Origin of the sequence: Saccharibacillus sacchari DSM 19268 (genome assembly GCF_000585395.1) — a bacterium.
GTDB lineage: Bacteria > Bacillota > Bacilli > Paenibacillales > Paenibacillaceae > Saccharibacillus > Saccharibacillus sacchari.
In genome coordinates this window covers 3,015,023-3,032,718 of sequence record NZ_KK073875.1, presented here as the reverse complement: position 1 = coordinate 3,032,718, position 17,696 = coordinate 3,015,023, and the positions used below count along the sequence as shown (strand labels likewise).

13 protein-coding genes are annotated in these 17,696 nt (G+C 52.3%); 5 read left to right on the top strand and 8 right to left on the bottom strand.

Translation table 11 applies throughout. The features are described 5' to 3' along the window. Window positions 1–249: 249 nt before the first annotated feature. Window positions 250–453 (bottom strand): aspartyl-phosphate phosphatase Spo0E family protein, encoded by a 204-nt coding sequence (locus SACSAC_RS12945; protein WP_245608638.1) that lies wholly within the window; start codon window positions 451–453, stop codon window positions 250–252. 198 nt (window positions 454–651) lie between these two features. Here SACSAC_RS12945 and SACSAC_RS12940 point away from each other — a divergent pair, with 198 nt between their 5' ends. Beyond that, complete coding sequence (locus tag SACSAC_RS12940) at window positions 652–1,083, top strand: MarR family winged helix-turn-helix transcriptional regulator (protein WP_037286991.1); 432 nt, start codon at window positions 652–654, stop codon at window positions 1,081–1,083. A gap of 314 nt (window positions 1,084–1,397) precedes the next feature. Here SACSAC_RS12940 and SACSAC_RS12935 read toward each other — a convergent pair whose 3' ends face one another. The 5 genes from SACSAC_RS12935 to SACSAC_RS12915 all read right to left on the bottom strand — a co-directional run bounded on the left by SACSAC_RS12935 (window position 1,398) and on the right by SACSAC_RS12915 (window position 7,914). Next, window positions 1,398–3,152: a DEAD/DEAH box helicase gene (locus SACSAC_RS12935; protein ID WP_037286989.1), complete on the bottom strand. Its 1,755-nt coding sequence runs from the start codon at window positions 3,150–3,152 to the stop codon at window positions 1,398–1,400. 111 nt (window positions 3,153–3,263) lie between these two features. Continuing rightward, the gene (locus tag SACSAC_RS12930) at window positions 3,264–4,706 is read right to left on the bottom strand and encodes a SulP family inorganic anion transporter (RefSeq protein ID WP_037292774.1); all 1,443 of its coding nucleotides are present in this window, start codon (window positions 4,704–4,706) and stop codon (window positions 3,264–3,266) included. 237 nt (window positions 4,707–4,943) lie between these two features. Continuing rightward, window positions 4,944–6,617 carry an ABC1 kinase family protein gene (locus SACSAC_RS12925; protein WP_037286986.1) on the bottom strand — a complete coding sequence of 558 codons (1,674 nt, stop codon included), beginning with the start codon at window positions 6,615–6,617 and terminating at the stop codon, window positions 4,944–4,946. Window position 6,618: 1 nt separating this feature from the next. Further along, complete coding sequence (locus SACSAC_RS12920) at window positions 6,619–7,005, bottom strand: phasin family protein (RefSeq protein ID WP_037286984.1); 387 nt, start codon at window positions 7,003–7,005, stop codon at window positions 6,619–6,621. A gap of 63 nt (window positions 7,006–7,068) precedes the next feature. Beyond that, window positions 7,069–7,914, bottom strand: coding sequence for a uroporphyrinogen-III synthase (locus SACSAC_RS12915; RefSeq protein ID WP_037286981.1), 846 nt, complete (start codon window positions 7,912–7,914; stop codon window positions 7,069–7,071). A gap of 547 nt (window positions 7,915–8,461) precedes the next feature. On the opposite strand from SACSAC_RS12915, the gene SACSAC_RS12910 reads away from it, so the two are divergent. From SACSAC_RS12910 to SACSAC_RS12895, 4 genes are all read left to right on the top strand, one after another. Then, window positions 8,462–9,853 (top strand): DNA-binding protein, encoded by a 1,392-nt coding sequence (locus tag SACSAC_RS12910; RefSeq protein ID WP_245608637.1) that lies wholly within the window; start codon window positions 8,462–8,464, stop codon window positions 9,851–9,853. A gap of 251 nt (window positions 9,854–10,104) precedes the next feature. Next, window positions 10,105–11,433, top strand: coding sequence for a helix-turn-helix domain-containing protein (locus SACSAC_RS12905; protein ID WP_037286978.1), 1,329 nt, complete (start codon window positions 10,105–10,107; stop codon window positions 11,431–11,433). Between the two features lie 551 nt (window positions 11,434–11,984). Then, the gene (locus tag SACSAC_RS12900; RefSeq protein WP_156950997.1) at window positions 11,985–13,172 is read left to right on the top strand and encodes a hypothetical protein; all 1,188 of its coding nucleotides are present in this window, start codon (window positions 11,985–11,987) and stop codon (window positions 13,170–13,172) included. Window positions 13,173–13,182: 10 nt separating this feature from the next. Continuing rightward, window positions 13,183–14,544: a helix-turn-helix domain-containing protein gene (locus SACSAC_RS12895; protein ID WP_051507092.1), complete on the top strand. Its 1,362-nt coding sequence runs from the start codon at window positions 13,183–13,185 to the stop codon at window positions 14,542–14,544. 160 nt (window positions 14,545–14,704) lie between these two features. On the opposite strand, the gene SACSAC_RS12885 is transcribed toward SACSAC_RS12895, so the two are convergent. Continuing rightward, window positions 14,705–16,156: a stalk domain-containing protein gene (locus tag SACSAC_RS12885; protein WP_037286969.1), complete on the bottom strand. Its 1,452-nt coding sequence runs from the start codon at window positions 16,154–16,156 to the stop codon at window positions 14,705–14,707. A 32-nt stretch (window positions 16,157–16,188) separates the two neighbouring features. After that, window positions 16,189–17,583, bottom strand: a complete 1,395-nt coding sequence (locus SACSAC_RS12880) for an MBOAT family O-acyltransferase (protein ID WP_037286966.1) — start codon at window positions 17,581–17,583, stop codon at window positions 16,189–16,191. Between the last annotated feature and the right edge of the window lie 113 nt (window positions 17,584–17,696).

The window sequence follows — 17,696 nt, the reverse complement described above, 5'->3', positions numbered from 1 at the left end:
CTGCAAAGCGTAGGTACATCAAGATAACAAAAAAATAAAAAAATAAAAAATGTAAACATGATTCATCTTTTAAAATTTTGTATAGAAAAAAACCGCTTTGATCAAAAGACGGATCGGTGGGGCCGGAATCCATGCGTTTTGACAAAACGGTTTTTCACGAGATTTCATTGTACGGCTTCAGCATCATTTAATGGTTCAATCGAAAGCCGTCAGACTTCTGTCGACCTGTGGTAAGCCATGTTGTTGCAGCTACCTCGCTCCTACTTCCGAACGTCCCGATTTCTGACGCTGCGCGAGTACAATATAAGCATCCAACCGCTGGCTTAATTCGACAACGTCCCGGTCACAAAAACTCTTATGTTCCGTGATCTTCAGCAGCTCATGCCGCAAACGTTCGATCATGGTGTATAGCGGTTCTTCGTTGCGATAATAATTGTAAGCCAATGCGGTCACCTTCCCTCTCGTGCTTACTTTTTAATCATAGCCTTTGATAGTAAAAAACAATTTTTGCTAAATTCAGATGAAAGCACACTTTTTTGTACAACTCATTACAGGTAATACGCTTTGCCCGCCCGGTTGGATCTATTGACGCCCGATTCTTTTCTCTGGTATACCTGACGTATCCGATTTTTAAATTAAAGGAGGTTGCGCGTGCCGCCCGATTCCAACGAGTTGACGCATCTGTTTATCCGGACGCTCCGCGCCCATCACAGCCGTATGCACGACGTGCATCAAACCCTCGACATCCATCCCGGACAAGCTCCGGTATTTTTTATTTTGTCCAATCATGAAGGATTAAACCAGAAAGAATTGGCGGAGCGCATGCATATCAAGCCTGCCACCCTTACGGTTATGCTGACTCGCCTTGAACAAGCAGGCTTCGTCGAGCGCTTCTCCGATCCGCACGACCAACGTGTTTGGCGCATTCGTTTGACGCCGGAAGGGCATGAGATTTCCCGCCGCGTGCATGACGCGGTGGAGGAGATCGACGTTATGACGTTCGGGAACTTCTCGGAGCACGAACGGGAGCATTTTCGCGGGCTGATGAATAAAATGTACGATAATTTGAAAAACGAGGGGTAGGGCTGAGGCTTGAAATCGGCGCTTCAGGCGAAGGTGAAAATCTGATTAAGGTTGAAAGCTAATAGTTTGCGGAGTTGTAATTCGATCACTAAAAAGCGCTCCTCAGCCCTGAGTAGGGCGGGGAGCGCTTTTGGCTAGGCGTGATTTGGGATTGGACGCAGGTGCTCTGTTTGATCCAGTTATGCGAATTGCGGTTGACTTTAGCTTGCCGTAAAGGCGCTTAAGTGTCTCAGTTCGATCTTATCCTTCTCGACTGAGCTGAGGAGCAATGCTTGCGTTCAGCGATTGCTCAGCCTTCGCAAGAGCGATTGATCTTAGCGGCGGCGTCCGCGGCCGCTGCCTTGATCGGAGCCGCGGCTGTTTCCGCCGCTGCGGTTGCCGTTGTCGTTGCGGCCGCCGTTATTGCGGGCGGAGCCTGTACCGCTGCTTTTGCCGCCGCGTTCAGGGCTGTTGCCGCGGGACGATCCGCCGCGGCCGGATTCCGAACGGCCGGACTCGCTGCGGTTGTAGCCGCCGCTGCGTGCGGCTTCGTTATTGCGGCTTCCGCGGCCGCTTCCGCCGTTGTAGCCGCCTTCGCTGCGCGCGCTGGCGCGCCCTGCGTTCTCGCCGCGCGAACTTCCGCCCCGGCGGCTGGCGCCCGCGCCGTCGCGTCCTGCGCGGTCTTCGCCGCCGGCTACGCGGCGCGTGCCGCTGCCGCGCGAACTTTCGCCGCGTGCTTGATCGCGGCTTTCACCGCCGCGACCGCTGTCCGCGCCCCGGCGTCCGCCTTCGCCGCCACGACGGCCTCGGCCGCCTTCCTGACCGCTGCGGCCCGCTCCGGCGCCGCGTCTTCCGCCGCCTTTGACCGAACCTTCGCGACTATCGCGGCGGTCTTCGCGGCTTTCGCCCGACCGGCGCGTCGCGTCGGCGACGCGGATCACGCCGCCGTTTTGGAACGCGACTTTTTCAGGACGTTGATTGGTCGCGGCTTCGATCAGATCCAGCGTGCTTTGCTCGCGCTGCGTCACGAACGTATAGGCCAGGCCTTTATCCCCCGCGCGGCCCGTACGGCCGATGCGGTGGATGTAGCTGTCCGTATCCTGCGGAATATCGAAGTTGAAAACGTGCGAGACGCCTTCGACGTCAAGTCCGCGCGCCGCGACGTCCGTCGCGATCAGGATTTGCAGACGGGCTTCGCGGAACGCGCGCATGACCTGCTCGCGCTTGTTTTGCGACAAGTCGCCGTGCAGTTCCGCGGAGTTGTAGCCTTCCAATTGCAATTCTTCGTTCAGCTTGGAAGCGCGGCGCTTCGTCCGGCAGAAGACGACCGCCAGGTAAGGGTTGTCGCGGTTGATCAGGAACTTCAGCGCGTCGTACTTGTTGCGGTCCGTACACTCCAGCGCGATCTGGCGGATATTGCGCGCCGGAACCTTTTCTGTCGGCGTGATGCTGATTTGCTCGGCATTTCGGGTATACGCGCCTGCCAGGTGGCGCACGTTATCCGGCAATGTCGCGGAGAACAGCATCGTTTGACGGGAAGGCGGCGTCGCTTCGATGATCGACTGCACTTCTTTCAGGAAGCCCATATGCAGCATTTGATCCGCTTCGTCGAGAACCAACGTCTTCACGCGGCTGAGATTGAGCGTCTCGCGGCGAATATGGTCGAGCAGACGTCCCGGCGTGCCGATGATGAGATCACTGCCGCTTTTGAGCTTGTGCAGCTGCGCGACCACGTCCTGACCGCCGTATACGGATAGAATCCGCATTTCCGGTCCGGCAATTTTACGAGCTTCGACGGTAATTTGCAAAGCCAGTTCGCGCGTCGGCGCGACCACCAGCGCGGGCGGCAAGCCTTTTCCTTCCGAACGGCCGCCGTCGTGCCATTCGCGTCCGGCTGCGATTTTTTCCAGGATCGGCAGGATAAAGGCCAGCGTCTTGCCCGTACCCGTCTGCGCTTGTACCATTAGGTCGCGGCCTTCCAAAGCGAGCGGCAGCGAAGCGGCTTGTACCGGTGTCGGTACGGTAATACCCTGTGCTTGCAAACGGTCCAGCACCTCGGGAGCAATCCCCAAATCTTTAAATGTCTTCATTCTATTCATTCCTCCGTATGGGGACGTCTTCCGCGATGCTGGCATTCGCTTGCGCGAATTCCAAAAGAAGGGGCATCCGTCATCCTCTTAACGGATACCCCTTTTCCGAAATCAATGGCCCGAAGGCGCGGAAAGTCCCGATTTTTCGATCAAAACGCGGCTGTCTTCATTCAACCCGCGAACGTCTACCTGCTTACCTTGCTTATAATATTCAAACTTGACTCGGGCAATCGCCGAAGCGGCGGAGTGGTCCCACACATGCGAATGCGAGAGATCAATCACCACTTGATTCGGATCGTCCGTCGGAGTAAAGTGATCCACGAAATGCGCAGCGGTTCCGAAAAACATCTGCCCGCGCACTTCATATACTTTTACCCCGCTGCTTGTCTCGGACGTCACCTTAAGCTTCGCAATCTTCCAACCGAAATGCAGCGTGCACATGACAACGCCCACGCCTACCCCGATCGACAGATTATCCGTGATGACGACAATTCCGACGACGATAAGCATGACGACCGTATCCGCGATCGGAATCTTTTTCACCCGATAGAGCGAACTCCAGTCGAACGTCCCGATCGAGACCATAATCATGACCCCGACCAACGCCGCCAAAGGAATCTGACTGACGACATTGCCGAGCAGCACTAACAAAATCAATAAGAAAGCACCAGCGGTAAACGTAGACAATCGCCCGCGCCCGCCAGACTTGATATTGATTACCGACTGTCCGATCATGGCGCAGCCTGCCATTCCGCCGAAAAAGCCGTTGACGATGTTGGCAATGCCTTGACCGCGCGCTTCGACGTTTTTGTTGCTCTTGCTCTCGGTCATATCGTCCACGATCGTAGCGGTGAGCAGCGACTCCAGCAAGCCGACCAACGCGAGCGAGATCGAGACGGGCAAAATGGTCGCGAACATGCTCCAGGTCAAGTCGATCTGCGGAATATGGAACAGCGGCGGCATTGTGCCCAGCTCTCCCATCTCCCCGACCGTCTTGATGTCCAGCTTCAGCCAGACGGCCACCAGCGACATGACCACGATCGCGACAAGCGGCGCCGGAACAGCTTTGGTGAATCGCGGCAAAATGTAGATAATCGCCAACGTCCCCGCCACGATGACGTACATCGCCGGACCCGCTCCCACGAACTGCGGAAGCTGCGCCATAAAGATGATGATCGCCAGCGCGTTGACAAACCCGGTCATGACCGGCTTCGGAATGAACGTAATGAACTTCCCGATGCCGAACACCCCAAGTAACACTTGAATAGCGCCTGCCAAAATCCCTGCCGCAAGCAAATACTCCATGCCGTGATCGCGATACAAACTGCCCATAAGCACAGCCATCGCGCCCGTTGCCGCCGAGATCATGCCTGCGCGTCCCCCGACAAACGCAATCACAATCGCGATCACGATCGAGGCATGCAAACCCACGATGGGATCAACGCCCGCCACGATCGAAAAACCGATCGCTTCGGGAATAAGCGCGAGCGCCACCGTGATGCCGGACAGGATATCGCCGCGCACATTTCCGAACCACTGCTGTTTTAGCTCCATAACCATCCTCGATTTCTGTATGATGTTGTGGAGTTTTCCCCTTTCAGAAAAACCCGGGTCCGTTGTAGTCAAGACCCTCATTATACAGAATTTGAGGAAGTGCGGCTACTGGAGTAAAACGGCATAAAACGAAGCCAGGCGGCGATTTTCGACGTCTTTCGCCACCCGGCTTCCTTAATCCTGCCTTTTTCGAAAATTTGCAAGAAATGTTTTCATTCAAACGCTGTAGTCGAAATACTAAAATCTGCCCGATCTGAAAATGGAATAAAGCAGCAGCACCACCATCAGCACCGCGACCACCAAACCCGTTTCGATGATCGGATAGTTCCATATGACGGTCTCTTTTTGCGCCAATGAAGCCCCGACGACGAGTCCCGCCATCACGATGCTGAACGCGAGCAGCACGATGCTGAACGCCAGGCGGTTGACTAGGCGATCGACGCCGCGCGACGCTTTTCGAAGCTCCGGAACTTCCACTTCCACCCGAACCCGTCCGCCGCTGATAAAAGACGTCAGATGACGCAGCCGATCGGGCAGATTCGCCAACGAATCGGCCAATCCCAGCGCACCGCTGACCGTTTTACGGCGTAATCGGTCCGGGCCGAACTTTTCCCGAGCGAGTTTACGTCCAAACGGTTCCGCAAGCGTCACGATACTCAATGTCGGATCAAGCCGCTCCACCATGCCTTCTGTAGTGATAAGCGCTTTGCCGAGCATGAGCAAATCCGGCGGGATTCCGATGCCGTGCTGCCGGGCCGTCGAGAAGAAATCGTTGATGACCTGGCCCAGATTGACCTCGGAAAAAGCGACGTCGTAATATCGCTCCCGCAGCCGCTCCAGGTCGCGCTTGAGCGCGCCGACGTCCGTTTCTTCCGGAATCATGCCCATGCGCTCGATCGACCGCACCATCGCCGGCGTGTCTTGGCGCATAAGCGCGATGACCAGCGAAGACAAATACTCCCGCATGTCCGGACTGAGCCGCCCGACCATGCCGAAATCCAGAAACGTGATCGAACCGTCTTTCATGATCAACAGATTGCCGGGATGCGGGTCCGCGTGGAAAAAACCGCCGATGAAGATCTGGTTCAGCACGGCATTGACGATACGCGAAGCAATCTCTTTCACATCGTAGCCGCGCTGCTCCAGATAATTGCGGTCGGTCGGCTTGACGCCTTCGACGAAAGACATCGTCAGCACGCGTTCGGACGTACAATCCCAGAACACGTCCGGAACGTGAATATGCGAATCCTGCTCGAACTGTTTGGCGATTCGCTCCATGTTGCGCGCCTCGGCCGTGTAATCCATCTCCGCTTCCATCGAACGCGAAAACTCTTCGACCAGCTGCGGAACCTGGTAGCGGGTCACCCACTCCCAGCGCTTTTCACCCATGGAAACCAGATCATGCAGAATTTCCAGATCGCGCGTCACCTGCTTTTTCACGCCGGGACGCTGGACCTTAACAGCTACGCGACGTCCGCCCTCGACGAGCCTGGCGCTATGTACCTGTCCGATCGAAGCGGCCGCAATCGGTTGTTCGGAAAAGTCGCTCATGACCTCTTCGATCGAACCTCCCAGCTCCAACTCCACGATGCGGCGTGCCTCCTCCGCTTCGAAAGGAGGCACGTCGTCTTGCAGCTTGGATAATTCCTTGATCACGCCGGGCGGCAGCAAATCCGCGCGCGTGCTCGCAAGCTGCCCCAATTTGATAAAAGTGGGGCCGAGCGCCTCCATGACCAAGCGAATACGCTCGCCTAACGTTTTCGTTTCCGGTTTCTCGCTTCTAATCCAGCCGATCGGCATGCGCAATACGCGCGTAAGCCCCATCTCCTCGACCATGTACCCGAAGCCGTGCCGGATCAATGCGACCGCAATCTCCCGGTAGCGGCCGGCATGGCGGATATGGACAGCCATCTTACTCCGCCGTCGTTTCCCCGGACGGGCCCGGACGGTAGGTATTCGTTTCTGCGGCCGGGTCCGCCGTTACGGCAGGCTTGTTGCCTTCGAGTTCCGACACGCGCTGTTCCAATACCGAAATGCGCTGCTCCAGACTCGCCACGTCGCTGCCCGCGGGAACATCCAGGTCTTGAAGCACGCGGCGAACCTGTTCCTGTACCATTTTTTTGATCGTATTGCGTTCTTCTTCTCCGCGCTCGATCAATTTATTCACGACAGCCTTGGATTCGGACGGCGCGATTTCGCCTTTTTTCACGAGATCGTCAACGACTTTCTCCACCTTCTCCTTGCTTGCTACAGTCAGGCCGATTCCCAGCGATAACGCCTTTTTCAACAGATCACTCATGGATGATTCCTCCGTTTTCAAATGGAATATTTTCGCTTGCTCTGCCTTGCTTGTGCATACCGACTACAGGAACTCCGACTCTCCCGAAGATTCTCCGGCGGACGAAGCTGCATAATATTTGGCCAATTCGACCATCATACTGCCCATGCGTTCTTCTTTTGGGGCTACCACGCGCTCAATGCCCTCCTCACGGATCGACTGCGCGGTCACCTTGCCCACAGCCACGGCAACCACCTCGTCTTCGAACGAAGCTCGCAACGCCTCCTCCAATCCGCGTTCGGCCGCATGTCCGATCAGGAAACGCACCTGAGGCCCGCTTGTGAACGTGACCGCGTCGACCCGACGTTCCAGAATATCGTCCAGCAGCTGGCGCAATTGCTCCTCGGGAGGCGCAATATGCTTATAAGGCAATACGGTTCGCACCGTCGCTCCGCGTTCCTCCAACCACGATACCAGATGCGGAGCCGGATCGCCGTGAAGCTGAACAACTACATTTTTGCCGGTAAAATCGTAGTCCTCCATCTGACGCAGCAATCCTTCCGTACTGCCGTCGTCATCGCGCACAAGCGAAGTCAGCCCGCGTTTTTTCAAAGCGTTCACTGTCTTATACCCGCGAGCCGCAATCTTTGAATGCGCGATGGACTCGATAAAGCTCTCCTCCAACTCCATCTCCTGCGCCGTATTGATCAGAGCTTCCAAGCCCATGCCCGTTGTCAAAACGGACCATTCCGGCTTGAGACGAATCCATTCCGAAATTCCGCCGCCCAACTCGGGCTCATCCAGAAATACCGTTCCTTGAGCCGGCCGAATCAGCGCGACTCCTCCCATTTTATGCACGATGCTGCTCAACTCTTCCGCTTTGCGCGGACCGGTAATCGCAATACGTTTTCCTTCCAACCTTTTCGCCAAGCCATTCGCCCCTTCCTGTTACCTTGACAAAGTCTTGCTTATTATAGAAGGCATTCCAATGCGCGGCTGTGCCGCTTTCCACCTATTTTCGCTTCCCGGACGCAAAAATGCAACCGGACCGCCAGCACGCTTTCAACTCTTATATGTAACCCAAGTTCCGCTTGCCTATAGATGATTGAGAGAAAAGTATGCGAATAACCTGAACATTTTCCAATTCAATTTCGTCTGTATAGAAAGAATACTGATTTTTGCGTAAAAACTGCTTGCGGCGCATACCCAAATACTTATATTCTCAATATCCCAAAATTACTATCATATCCGTTCGTTCTATTCCGATATATAATTTAACGCACAATTCAACCTTGCACAGCAAATAATAAAAAAACCTTAAAAACTAGAGATGGTAACGTTTTATTTCCTGCTTCCCTCTGCCTGTTTTTCCCAAGCCGAAAGCGATTGACCTTTATTCATTCGTTCCTGTATATTGTAAATTACTAGTATTAAAAGAATTATATGAGATGCTAAAATTTGAATGGAATTTAGCAGCATGAGCGAGGTGCAGATTATGGAAACGACAATGACTCTCCGTTCGGAAATCGAAAAAGGCATCGCTGAACTCGGGTTGAACTTTTCCAGCTTCGGCGAATTATCCGGCATCAACCGCGGCATCTTCAGCGCGATCCTCAACGGCAGCCCTCCGAAGCCGATCTCGCTAAACCAGATGGAAGCCATCACCCGGGCGTTCGGCTACCCGGAAGGCTGGATGTTTGACCTTTATATCGAGGAGTGCTTCTACGACGGCAAGCCTAACCGCCGCCGCGTCGAGCCCTTCCTAATCCGTTGCGCCGAACTGGGCAAAACGGACTGCATCCGCGAAGTGCTCTCCCGTCTGCTCGAAGACCTTAAGCACGTCTCGATGATCTTCGACATTGCGGAGAACCTGTTCACCTCGGGCAAAGTTAAAGAGTCGTTGGTGTTTTACGAGTGCGTGGTGGAGAATGAGAAGTACAACCATGCAGAACGCTTGGCGATCAGCCATTATCGGATTTTTCGGGCGTCGTTGGGGGAGGATAATGAGCAGAATCTTCGAGTGACCATGCGATTCGAGCCATTCTGCGGAAAACTTCCCGATCATCATCGTTTGGACGGATTATTGCATTTAACACACACCTATTATGCTCTTGGCAGATGGGCAGAGACCGAGATTTACGCAGATCAACTTTATGCGTTTTCTCAAACTGTCTATCAATTAGAAAAGCTAAAAATAAACGCTAAAGTTAAATATATCTCTTTGAATACGGAACGCCCTCTCGTGGTCTATTACGGACAAGGATTTCTGATGAAAGAAGCTGTTTTAATCGAGTATTATCAAAGGCTTGAAGAAGCCAGGGAGTATAACCGTGGCTATGAAGATTTAAGTTGGTTCGAGGGCCTTGATGAAAGAGGAATAAAAGAAGTCGAAAAATTCAAGCTTTATGCGCATGCCAACTCCATGAATATTGAGATTTTGAAAGGAAATACTGAAGTTCTTCCTTCATTTGTCGAATTCCTAGATCAAAATCCCAACGAAAGACTGCCTAGCTTACTAATTCTGTTACAGTCTGCAAATAAGCACCATTTCGATATCAGTACAGTTTTAGAACATTTTGACGACTTTTTTAATTCTTACGAGGAAGTGCAAACCCAATATAATAAACGCAGCAAAACGAATTGGTACGCCAAAATTTGTTTCGAACTAGCTGTTTATTATTTGGAAAAGAAAGATTATTACTCTGCTTTAAATAGCTCTTTACTCAGTCTGGAAATGGCTATTATAATAAACAATAAGCACATGTTCATGAAGTGCGTTCCTTTTTTTGAAGAATTCAGATCCTTCTCTTCTGAAAAACAGAAAAAGAAATACGAAAACCTAATAAGGAGTGTGTACCGCAATGCGTAAATTTCTTTCTAGTTTTCTTATAGTACTGGCTTTAAGTTCTACGGCAGCTGTAGCATCGGCAGACCAAACGTCTCCGCAACAGTCGATTCAGAAAGACGTTTCCAGCGTTAGTCCCGCAGCCGTCTATCAAAAGATGACTAACGGCGCTGGAGATTCCTAAGCCAACGACAAAGACTCATAAGAAATTTTGAATTTCAACCAGCTCACTGAGCTGGTTTTTTATTATAACTATTATTTCGTAGGAGGCCGTTATGGAACAAAGCATCCCTCTCCGCTTCTTATTATCAAAAGAAATTCTAAGCGCATATTCTTCAATCTCACAATTTGCGACGAAATCCGGTCTTTCTCGTAGCACCCTAAGCTTGATTTTCAAACAAGAAGACCCCAAACCAATTTCGTTCGAGCATTTAGTCAAAATAACGCTAACATTAGGGTATCCTGAACAGCATTTTTTCGATCTCTATATCCAAGAGTATTTCACTAAAGAAAATTTTAATCGCAGTCGAATCGAAAAGCTTCTAAAACGCTGCGGCAAGCTTGGTTTGACTCACCATCTGCTTCATGTGATAGAGCGGCTTGAAGACAATGCTTATTATGTGCCTGTGGTGTTCAACGTAGCCGAGGAACTGAGCAAAGACGGCATGGGCGAGGCTGCTTCTCTATTGTATGACTGGATCGTAACCCTAACGACGGAAATTCCTCAAAGCTTGCTGGCAACTTGCCACTATCGAATTTTTCGCTCTGCCATGTCCTTGGACAGCGACCTTAATCTTAAAATTTTATATCGTTTCTTGCCGTTCTATCCCTATTTACCTACGCATTTATATTTAGATGCTTCGATTAACGCCTTACATATCCTTTATAATCAGCGAAAGTTCGAAGAATTAGATGTGATGTCCGACAAGTTTATTCTATTTTGCATTCAATTATTCGGCACTGCAAATACTCCAAATTTTAAAGCGATGGACCGTTATAAAAACTTATGCGAACGTCATCCTGTAGTCTATTACGGACAGGCTTATTTAGCTAAACAATGTGCGCTTGAAGGGTTTAAAAAATATAGAGAAGCTCAAGCCTACTGCAACAAATACGGTGAGCTTCGGTGGTTTGACGACGGGAGCGAAGCGGCGCACAAGGAACTTTCAAAATTCGCGATCTTTGCACAGGCCAATTTTTGGAACTTTGAACTTTTGCAAGGGAATATGAACGTACTCCCTGATTACACTGCCTTTCTGGAAGATCATCCCGAAGAACTTATTCCCGGTCTGATTACTATTCTGGAGTCGGCCAACGCGTTCAATTTCCCAATCGATTATTTCGTGGAACGCTTCGAGCATAAGCTAGAGGAGTTGCTTGAAAACCCGGACGGCTATTATACAGAAATTGCGAAGCGCAACAACCTGTCTTATTTGCTCTATCATTTGGCTATCTACCACTCCAATGCAGGACGAATCCAAAAGTCATTAACTGCCGCAATGAAATGCTGGAACATGTCTCAAACCGTCAATAACCAACAACATTTCAGGCTCTTGGCATCATTGACCGCGTTTTATAACATGTACGACGAATCTATAATCTAACCTCGGTATTCATTCTATTTCGGAGCCTCTTTGCTCCTTTTTTTATGCCCAATATCTAATTAAAAACTATTAATTAAAGTCCGCTCTCCTCCTCCATTTCCCATCCCCCGCACCCCTCTCTGAAAAGTGCTATACTTAATCTCAAAAAAACCACTCCCTTACCAGCTTTATAGGTATAGGGATTTTATTACGCATTCCGACAAATTCATCGTACTTTGGGGACTTTACGCATAGATATTAAAGATATGTTACAAACGTTTCGCTATCGGGGCTTATAATGAATCAATTGCGGTAGCCCGTATGCCGCGGCGTTATGTTGCATATTTCGTTGCGCGCACAATTTAATTGACCGCCTGCCGCCCGTTGAGGTTGGCTTTTTCATCCTTCTGACCGAGGTGCCCTACATGCAGATCTCCAGTCCACTCCGCTCGGCCATTAAACAGAATATGCGTAAACGAGGATATAATTTTTCCGTTTTATCGGAAAAATCGGGCATTCCCCGAGGATCGCTAAGTCTGATCTTCGTCGGGGGAAGCTCCAGGCAAAGCCCGATGTCATTCCAGCATTTAACGAACATTACGAAGGCGCTCGCTTTGCCGGAAGACGCCTTTTTTGATTTGTATATCGACGAATGTTTTTTTGGCGGGCGACCGAATCGAAGCCGGATCGAACCGTTCCTGGAACGCTGCGTCGAACTCGGGCATCCGGCATGCATCGAAGAGGTGCTGCGCAGGCTCGACGGCGAGCCCCGCTACCTGCCGGTGATCTTCCGGATTGCCGAACGCGAAAATAAAGAAGAAACCAATCCGTTAACCATACGTTTATATGAATACCTGCTGATTCATAACGGCGATCGCCACTCCGTGGAAAATGCCGTTTGTCGCTATCGTCTTTTTTTATTGCGCTTGAATGAAGACGAAGAAAACAATTCTCGCGTGCTTAACGCTTTCTCGCCTTACCGCAATAACTTGCCGGATGAACTGAAGCTGGAAGCCTTGACGGTTATGGGCAGTCTCTGCTTTAACCGGATGGATGCGGAGGAACTGAATACGGTCGCGGACGAATTGATTTCCCTGTGCCTCCGGCTGTTCGGGTCAAAAGATCAAGCCCCGGCCCAACCCTTTGCTCCGGACCGCGAGCTTGCCCGGCCGGTCTTGGTCTACTACAGCCAGGGATACGTGATGAAGCAGATCGCTCTTTGCGAGAAGGGCGAATTCAAGGAAGCCGAAGCTTATTCGGCGCGGTACGAAGATTTATCCTGGCTTGCAGGAACGGATTCCGCCAATAAGGAGCCTCTTGCCCGCCTGGCGCTTTTCGCCTACGCGAACCGGATCGGATGCCGCTTATTGAACGGCGAGCTGGACGTTTTGCCCGAGTATGTCGAACTGCTTGAGGTTCACCCCCAAGAGCGGGTACCGGGGTTGATCGTCCTGCTTAAGGCAGCGAATGCTTACCGAATTTCGGTAGATGAATATCTGCCGCGTTTTCCGATTGATCTGCAACACCTGCTGGAGACGCAAGGCAGCATGTATTCCAAGCAAGTCGGACGCAACCGCTTTGCCCGTCTGCTGTATCAGTTATCGATCTATCATTTTGGCCGCGGTCGCATCGAAGAGTCGCTTCAAGCGGCGCTTCAAAGTTGGGAACTGTCCCATCAATTGAATAATCACCGGATGTTTCGGCTGCTCGCTTCGCTTACGCTGATGTATAGCGAGCAGTCCGATCCGCCCGACCTCTGAGAGGTGCACCATGGAAAAATCATTCAAACTGCGCTCGGCCATCGAAAAAGAAATGGCGGCGCAAGGACATAACTTTTCAACGTTAAGCGAGAAATCCGGGATCAACCGCGGCGTATTCAGCGCAATCTTGAACAGCACGCCGCCCAAGCCTGTATCGTTTCATCAGCTGGCAACCATTACGGAAGCTTTAAGCATGCCGCCCGATTGGCTGTTCGATGAATATGTGGGCGAATGCTTCTATGACGGCAAGCCTAACCGACGACGCATCGAGCCGTTTCTGCTTGCCTGCTCCGAACTTGGCAGGACCGATCTGGTGCGTCATGTACTCGAAAGACTGCTGGAAGACCTCAAGTATGTACCGTTCGTGTTCGAGACGGCCGAGTCCCTGTTCATGGACGGGAAATTCGCGCAAGCCGTTCCGTTCTATGAGGTTGCGGTTGAACATGAAAAGCATCAGCATTCCGTACGCTTATCCGTCAGTCAGTATCGTTTATTCCGCGCCCGATTGAGCGAAGACGGAGAAGAAAATCTGAAAGCCGCCGTGCAGTTCGAGCCGTTTCGCGGCTCTCTGCCTGTCTGGCTGAAACTCGACGCGCTGCTTCGTCTCGGCAACCTTTACTACGAACTGGGCAAATACGCCGAGATGGAGGTGCTGGCGGATGAGCTTTTCGAAGCGGCTTCGAAACGTTACGACGAGATGCGCGATCCGAATTTCGAAGAGTCGGCCAACGAACTGAAGCCGATTCCGCTCAAGCCGCTGGTGTTCTACTACGGAAGCGCGCTGCTTCATAAGCACTTGTCGTTGATCGAGCAGGAACGCTATGAAGAAGCCCGTCTCTATGGAGCAAAGTACGCAGATTTGAGCGACTTTGCGATCATGGACGACGAAGGACTCGAAGAGGTTGCCAACTTCAAAATTTTCGCGCTCGGCAATACTCTGGATTTGGAGCTTATGCTTGGCAACTTCTCCGTCTTGCCTCAATACGCGGCTTATATGGACGAGTATCCGAACGAAGCTCTGCTCTGTCTGGTCAATCTCGTGCGCGCGGCGAATCGGCACGGCGCGGACGTTGACGATTTGCTGTCCGAGCGTTACCGATCGCTTGATCATTATCTGGAGCAGCGACCGGACAACTATTATCCGTCTTCCGTCGTCCGCAGCACGTTTGCGAGCTTGCACTATCATCTGGCCGTCTACCACCACCGTCGCGGACGTCGCGATTACTCCGCTGCCCATGTTCGCGAGTGCTGGAAGCTGTCGCAAGAGCTGAATAACCAACAGCATTTCCGTCAGTTGGCTTCACTGCTCTCGTTACCGCCGATGTTCAATCCGGGCGACGAAAGTCAGGCGGACGAACCGCCGAACCGCTGAGGACGATCGCCGATCCTTTGGATGCAAAGCGGCTCGGACTTGGTCAAGGTAGACGCGAATCCGATACAAAAAAAGCGGCAAGTCGGGAGCAAATCCCGTCTTGCCGCTCTTTGTTGACCCTGCGCCGATTTGAAGCCGAACCCGATTCGGCTCGTTCGCATTATTCCGACGCTTGAGTCTCCATATGAATTTCTTTGAGATACTGCTGCGGTTCGGTCACTTCGAACGACTCCGCAAATATGTCGGCAATCGGCTCGATCGTGACCATCATGCTGCCGCTGAGATTTTGCATCGCGTAGCCGAGATCGATCGTTTCGGCATTCGCCGCATCTTCTCCGGTCTGCACGACCATCTCCGCGCTTCCCTTGGTCAAGGTTGCCGTAACGTCCCCCTTGCGCAGCTTGACGATGCTTGTGCCGTCGAAGCCGAATTCCACGCCGAGAGCGGCGGACAATTCCTTGATCGGAACGAGAATCCGGCCTTCGCGAACCTGCGCGGGCACGCTGAATTCCGCTTCTTGTCCATCGATGTACACGAACAAACTGAATGCTCCGCTGTCCATGTCGACCGCCAGGTGCGCAAGCTGGCTTTCCAGCTCCTCGTTAAAGGCGTCCACGTTTTCGGCCGTCACCCGATTTTTGTCTTCGGCAATCTCGCGGATAATCAATTCGTTGATCGCCTGGCTGTGGTGGGACAGATCCTTGTACTGAGCCAGATCGTACGTGATCGACGAGTCTTCCTGGAAGTCGTAAACCTTGACGTTCGGGTACTGGCTGAACTGCTCGAACATATATTTTTTCATTGCGTACTGGTTCTCGGCCCGTACCGGATTCGTTTCCGCCCAGACCTGCTGACGCAGGATCGTATACGGCGGATAGTAAAAGGTAAACTCCGTTTCCGGATGTTCTTTGACCAGGCTCAGCACGTACTTGTCGAATACGGCTTTGACGTTGTCGAGCGAAAACTCGTTTTTGCCGTAGCCGATCTCTTTGGTGCGCGCTTTTTCCCAAGTCTCCAGCACGGCCTCTTGGCTGTACTTGGCCGACTTGTCCCAGTTGCGCAGCGTATCGAGATTCCGGAACGCTTTGGATTCGCTCTCCGGCGTGGTCAGCGCGTTCCAGGCATGCTTGATGTTGGAGATGTTGAACAGGTACTCGTAATCGTTGAACGGATTATGATCGTACATGTACATCGGCATATTTTCCGACTCCGCATCGACGTCTTGACGCATAGCGAAGTAATCGAGGCCCCACAGGACGCGTTTGACCTGGCCGGTATCCAGCGCGACCTGGCCGACGGCATGCTGCTCCATAGCGGTGGATCCTTCGATCGACAGCTTCATGACCTCGCCGCCCATCACGCTCTCCACGTAAGAAGGAACGAAGTTCTGCGTCATCGAGCTGCCGAGAATGATGGTGTCGTATTCGTAACTGTGCGCCAAGCCCGCGTTCTGGTACCGTTCCTGCGACGAATACAGCGGCGCGTAGAACGTCGATTTGCGGTACATCTGAAGCGGATCGACAATATACATGAACAACCCGACCAGCAGCGCGAATACAAGCGTGCTGGCGGTGAATTTGACCAAAAACTTGCGATAACCTTTGTTATCCATAACCTTCCCCCATGACGAACCGAACCCTTATTTCAGAAATTGAAGTAGAGGAATTCGCTGATTTGGTTGAAATACAGAAGCGAGACGACGAAGATGGCGCCGGCAAACACCGCACGGCCCAGAGTCGGCTTGAAGTTCTCCGTCATTTGGATCGAGTTGCGGGCGAAGAACGCGATCAGCAGCGAGACGACCACGATCGGAAGACCCGCGGTCAACAGATCCGGCGGGATTATGACTCCGCTCATGCCGAACATGCCTTTGAGAATGCGAACGCCGTCCGACCAATGTTCCGCACGGAAAAATACCCAGGCGATATTGACGAAGTTGAACGTGATGAACCAGCCTACGTACTTGTTCATCTTGATGCCCGTCAGCTGCCACAAGCGCTGCACGACCTGTGCCGCGCCGTGCATGGCGCCCCAGATAATGAACGTCCAGCCCGCTCCGTGCCAGAATCCGCCGATCAGGAAGGTCAGGAACAGGTTGATATACGTCCGGGTCGTGCCTTTGCGGTTGCCGCCCAGCGGAATGTAGATGTAATCTTTCAGGAAGCGGCTCAGCGTCATATGCCATCTGGCCCAGAAATCTTTGATGCTTGTGCCTTTGTAAGGCGAATTGAAGTTGATCGGCAGCTTGATGTTGAATATCAGGCCAAGGCCGATCGCCATATCCGAGTAGGCGCTGAAGTCGAAGTACAGCTGGCCGGTATACGCGAGCGACGTCGTCCAGGCTTCCACGAAATGCAGAGACTGTCCGCTGTCGAATCCGGCCGTGGCAATTGGAGCCAATAGATCCGCGATCACGACTTTTTTGAACAGGCCGATACAGAAAATGAAGATACCGCGCGAGATGTTGTCCGCGCGCGCGCGCTTGCCGTCCGGATCGTCGAACTGCGGCATCATTTCTTTGTGATGCAGGATGGGTCCGGCGATCAAGTGCGGGAAGAAGGTCACGAACAGCACATAGTTCGCGATATTGTACTCTTTCACCTTGCCGCGGTACGCGTCGACCAGATAGGCGAGCTGCGTGAACGTGAAGAAGCTGATCCCGAGCGGGAGCACGATATGTAACAACGATACGTCTTGGCCAAGCAGGCCGTTATAGTTTTCGATAAAGAAATCGGCGTATTTGTAGTAAGCCAGCAGCCCTACGTCGCCGACCACGCCAAGGATCAACAGCCAGCGTCCTTTATGGTTCACGCCGTCCGAGTTGATATGGCTGAGTCCGCGTCCGACCAGATAGTTGAAGGCGATCGAACCGAGAATCAGCGGCAGATAGCGGGTGTCCTCATACGCGTAGAAAAACAGCGAGGCCAGCGCCATCCAGATTTTTGCCGTGTTATAGAACTTGAAACGATTCAGCAGAAAGTAGCCGATGAACACGACCGGCAGATACACGAAAATAAACTCGTACGAATTGAAAAGCACGTCTTCCCTTCCTCTCTTGGTCCCGCAGGTCCGCCAGAGGCGGGTACGCAAAAGCTGCGATTGCGAGATTTACCTTTTACAAATCACGAACTTCAAGCCAAAACGCAAGCGGG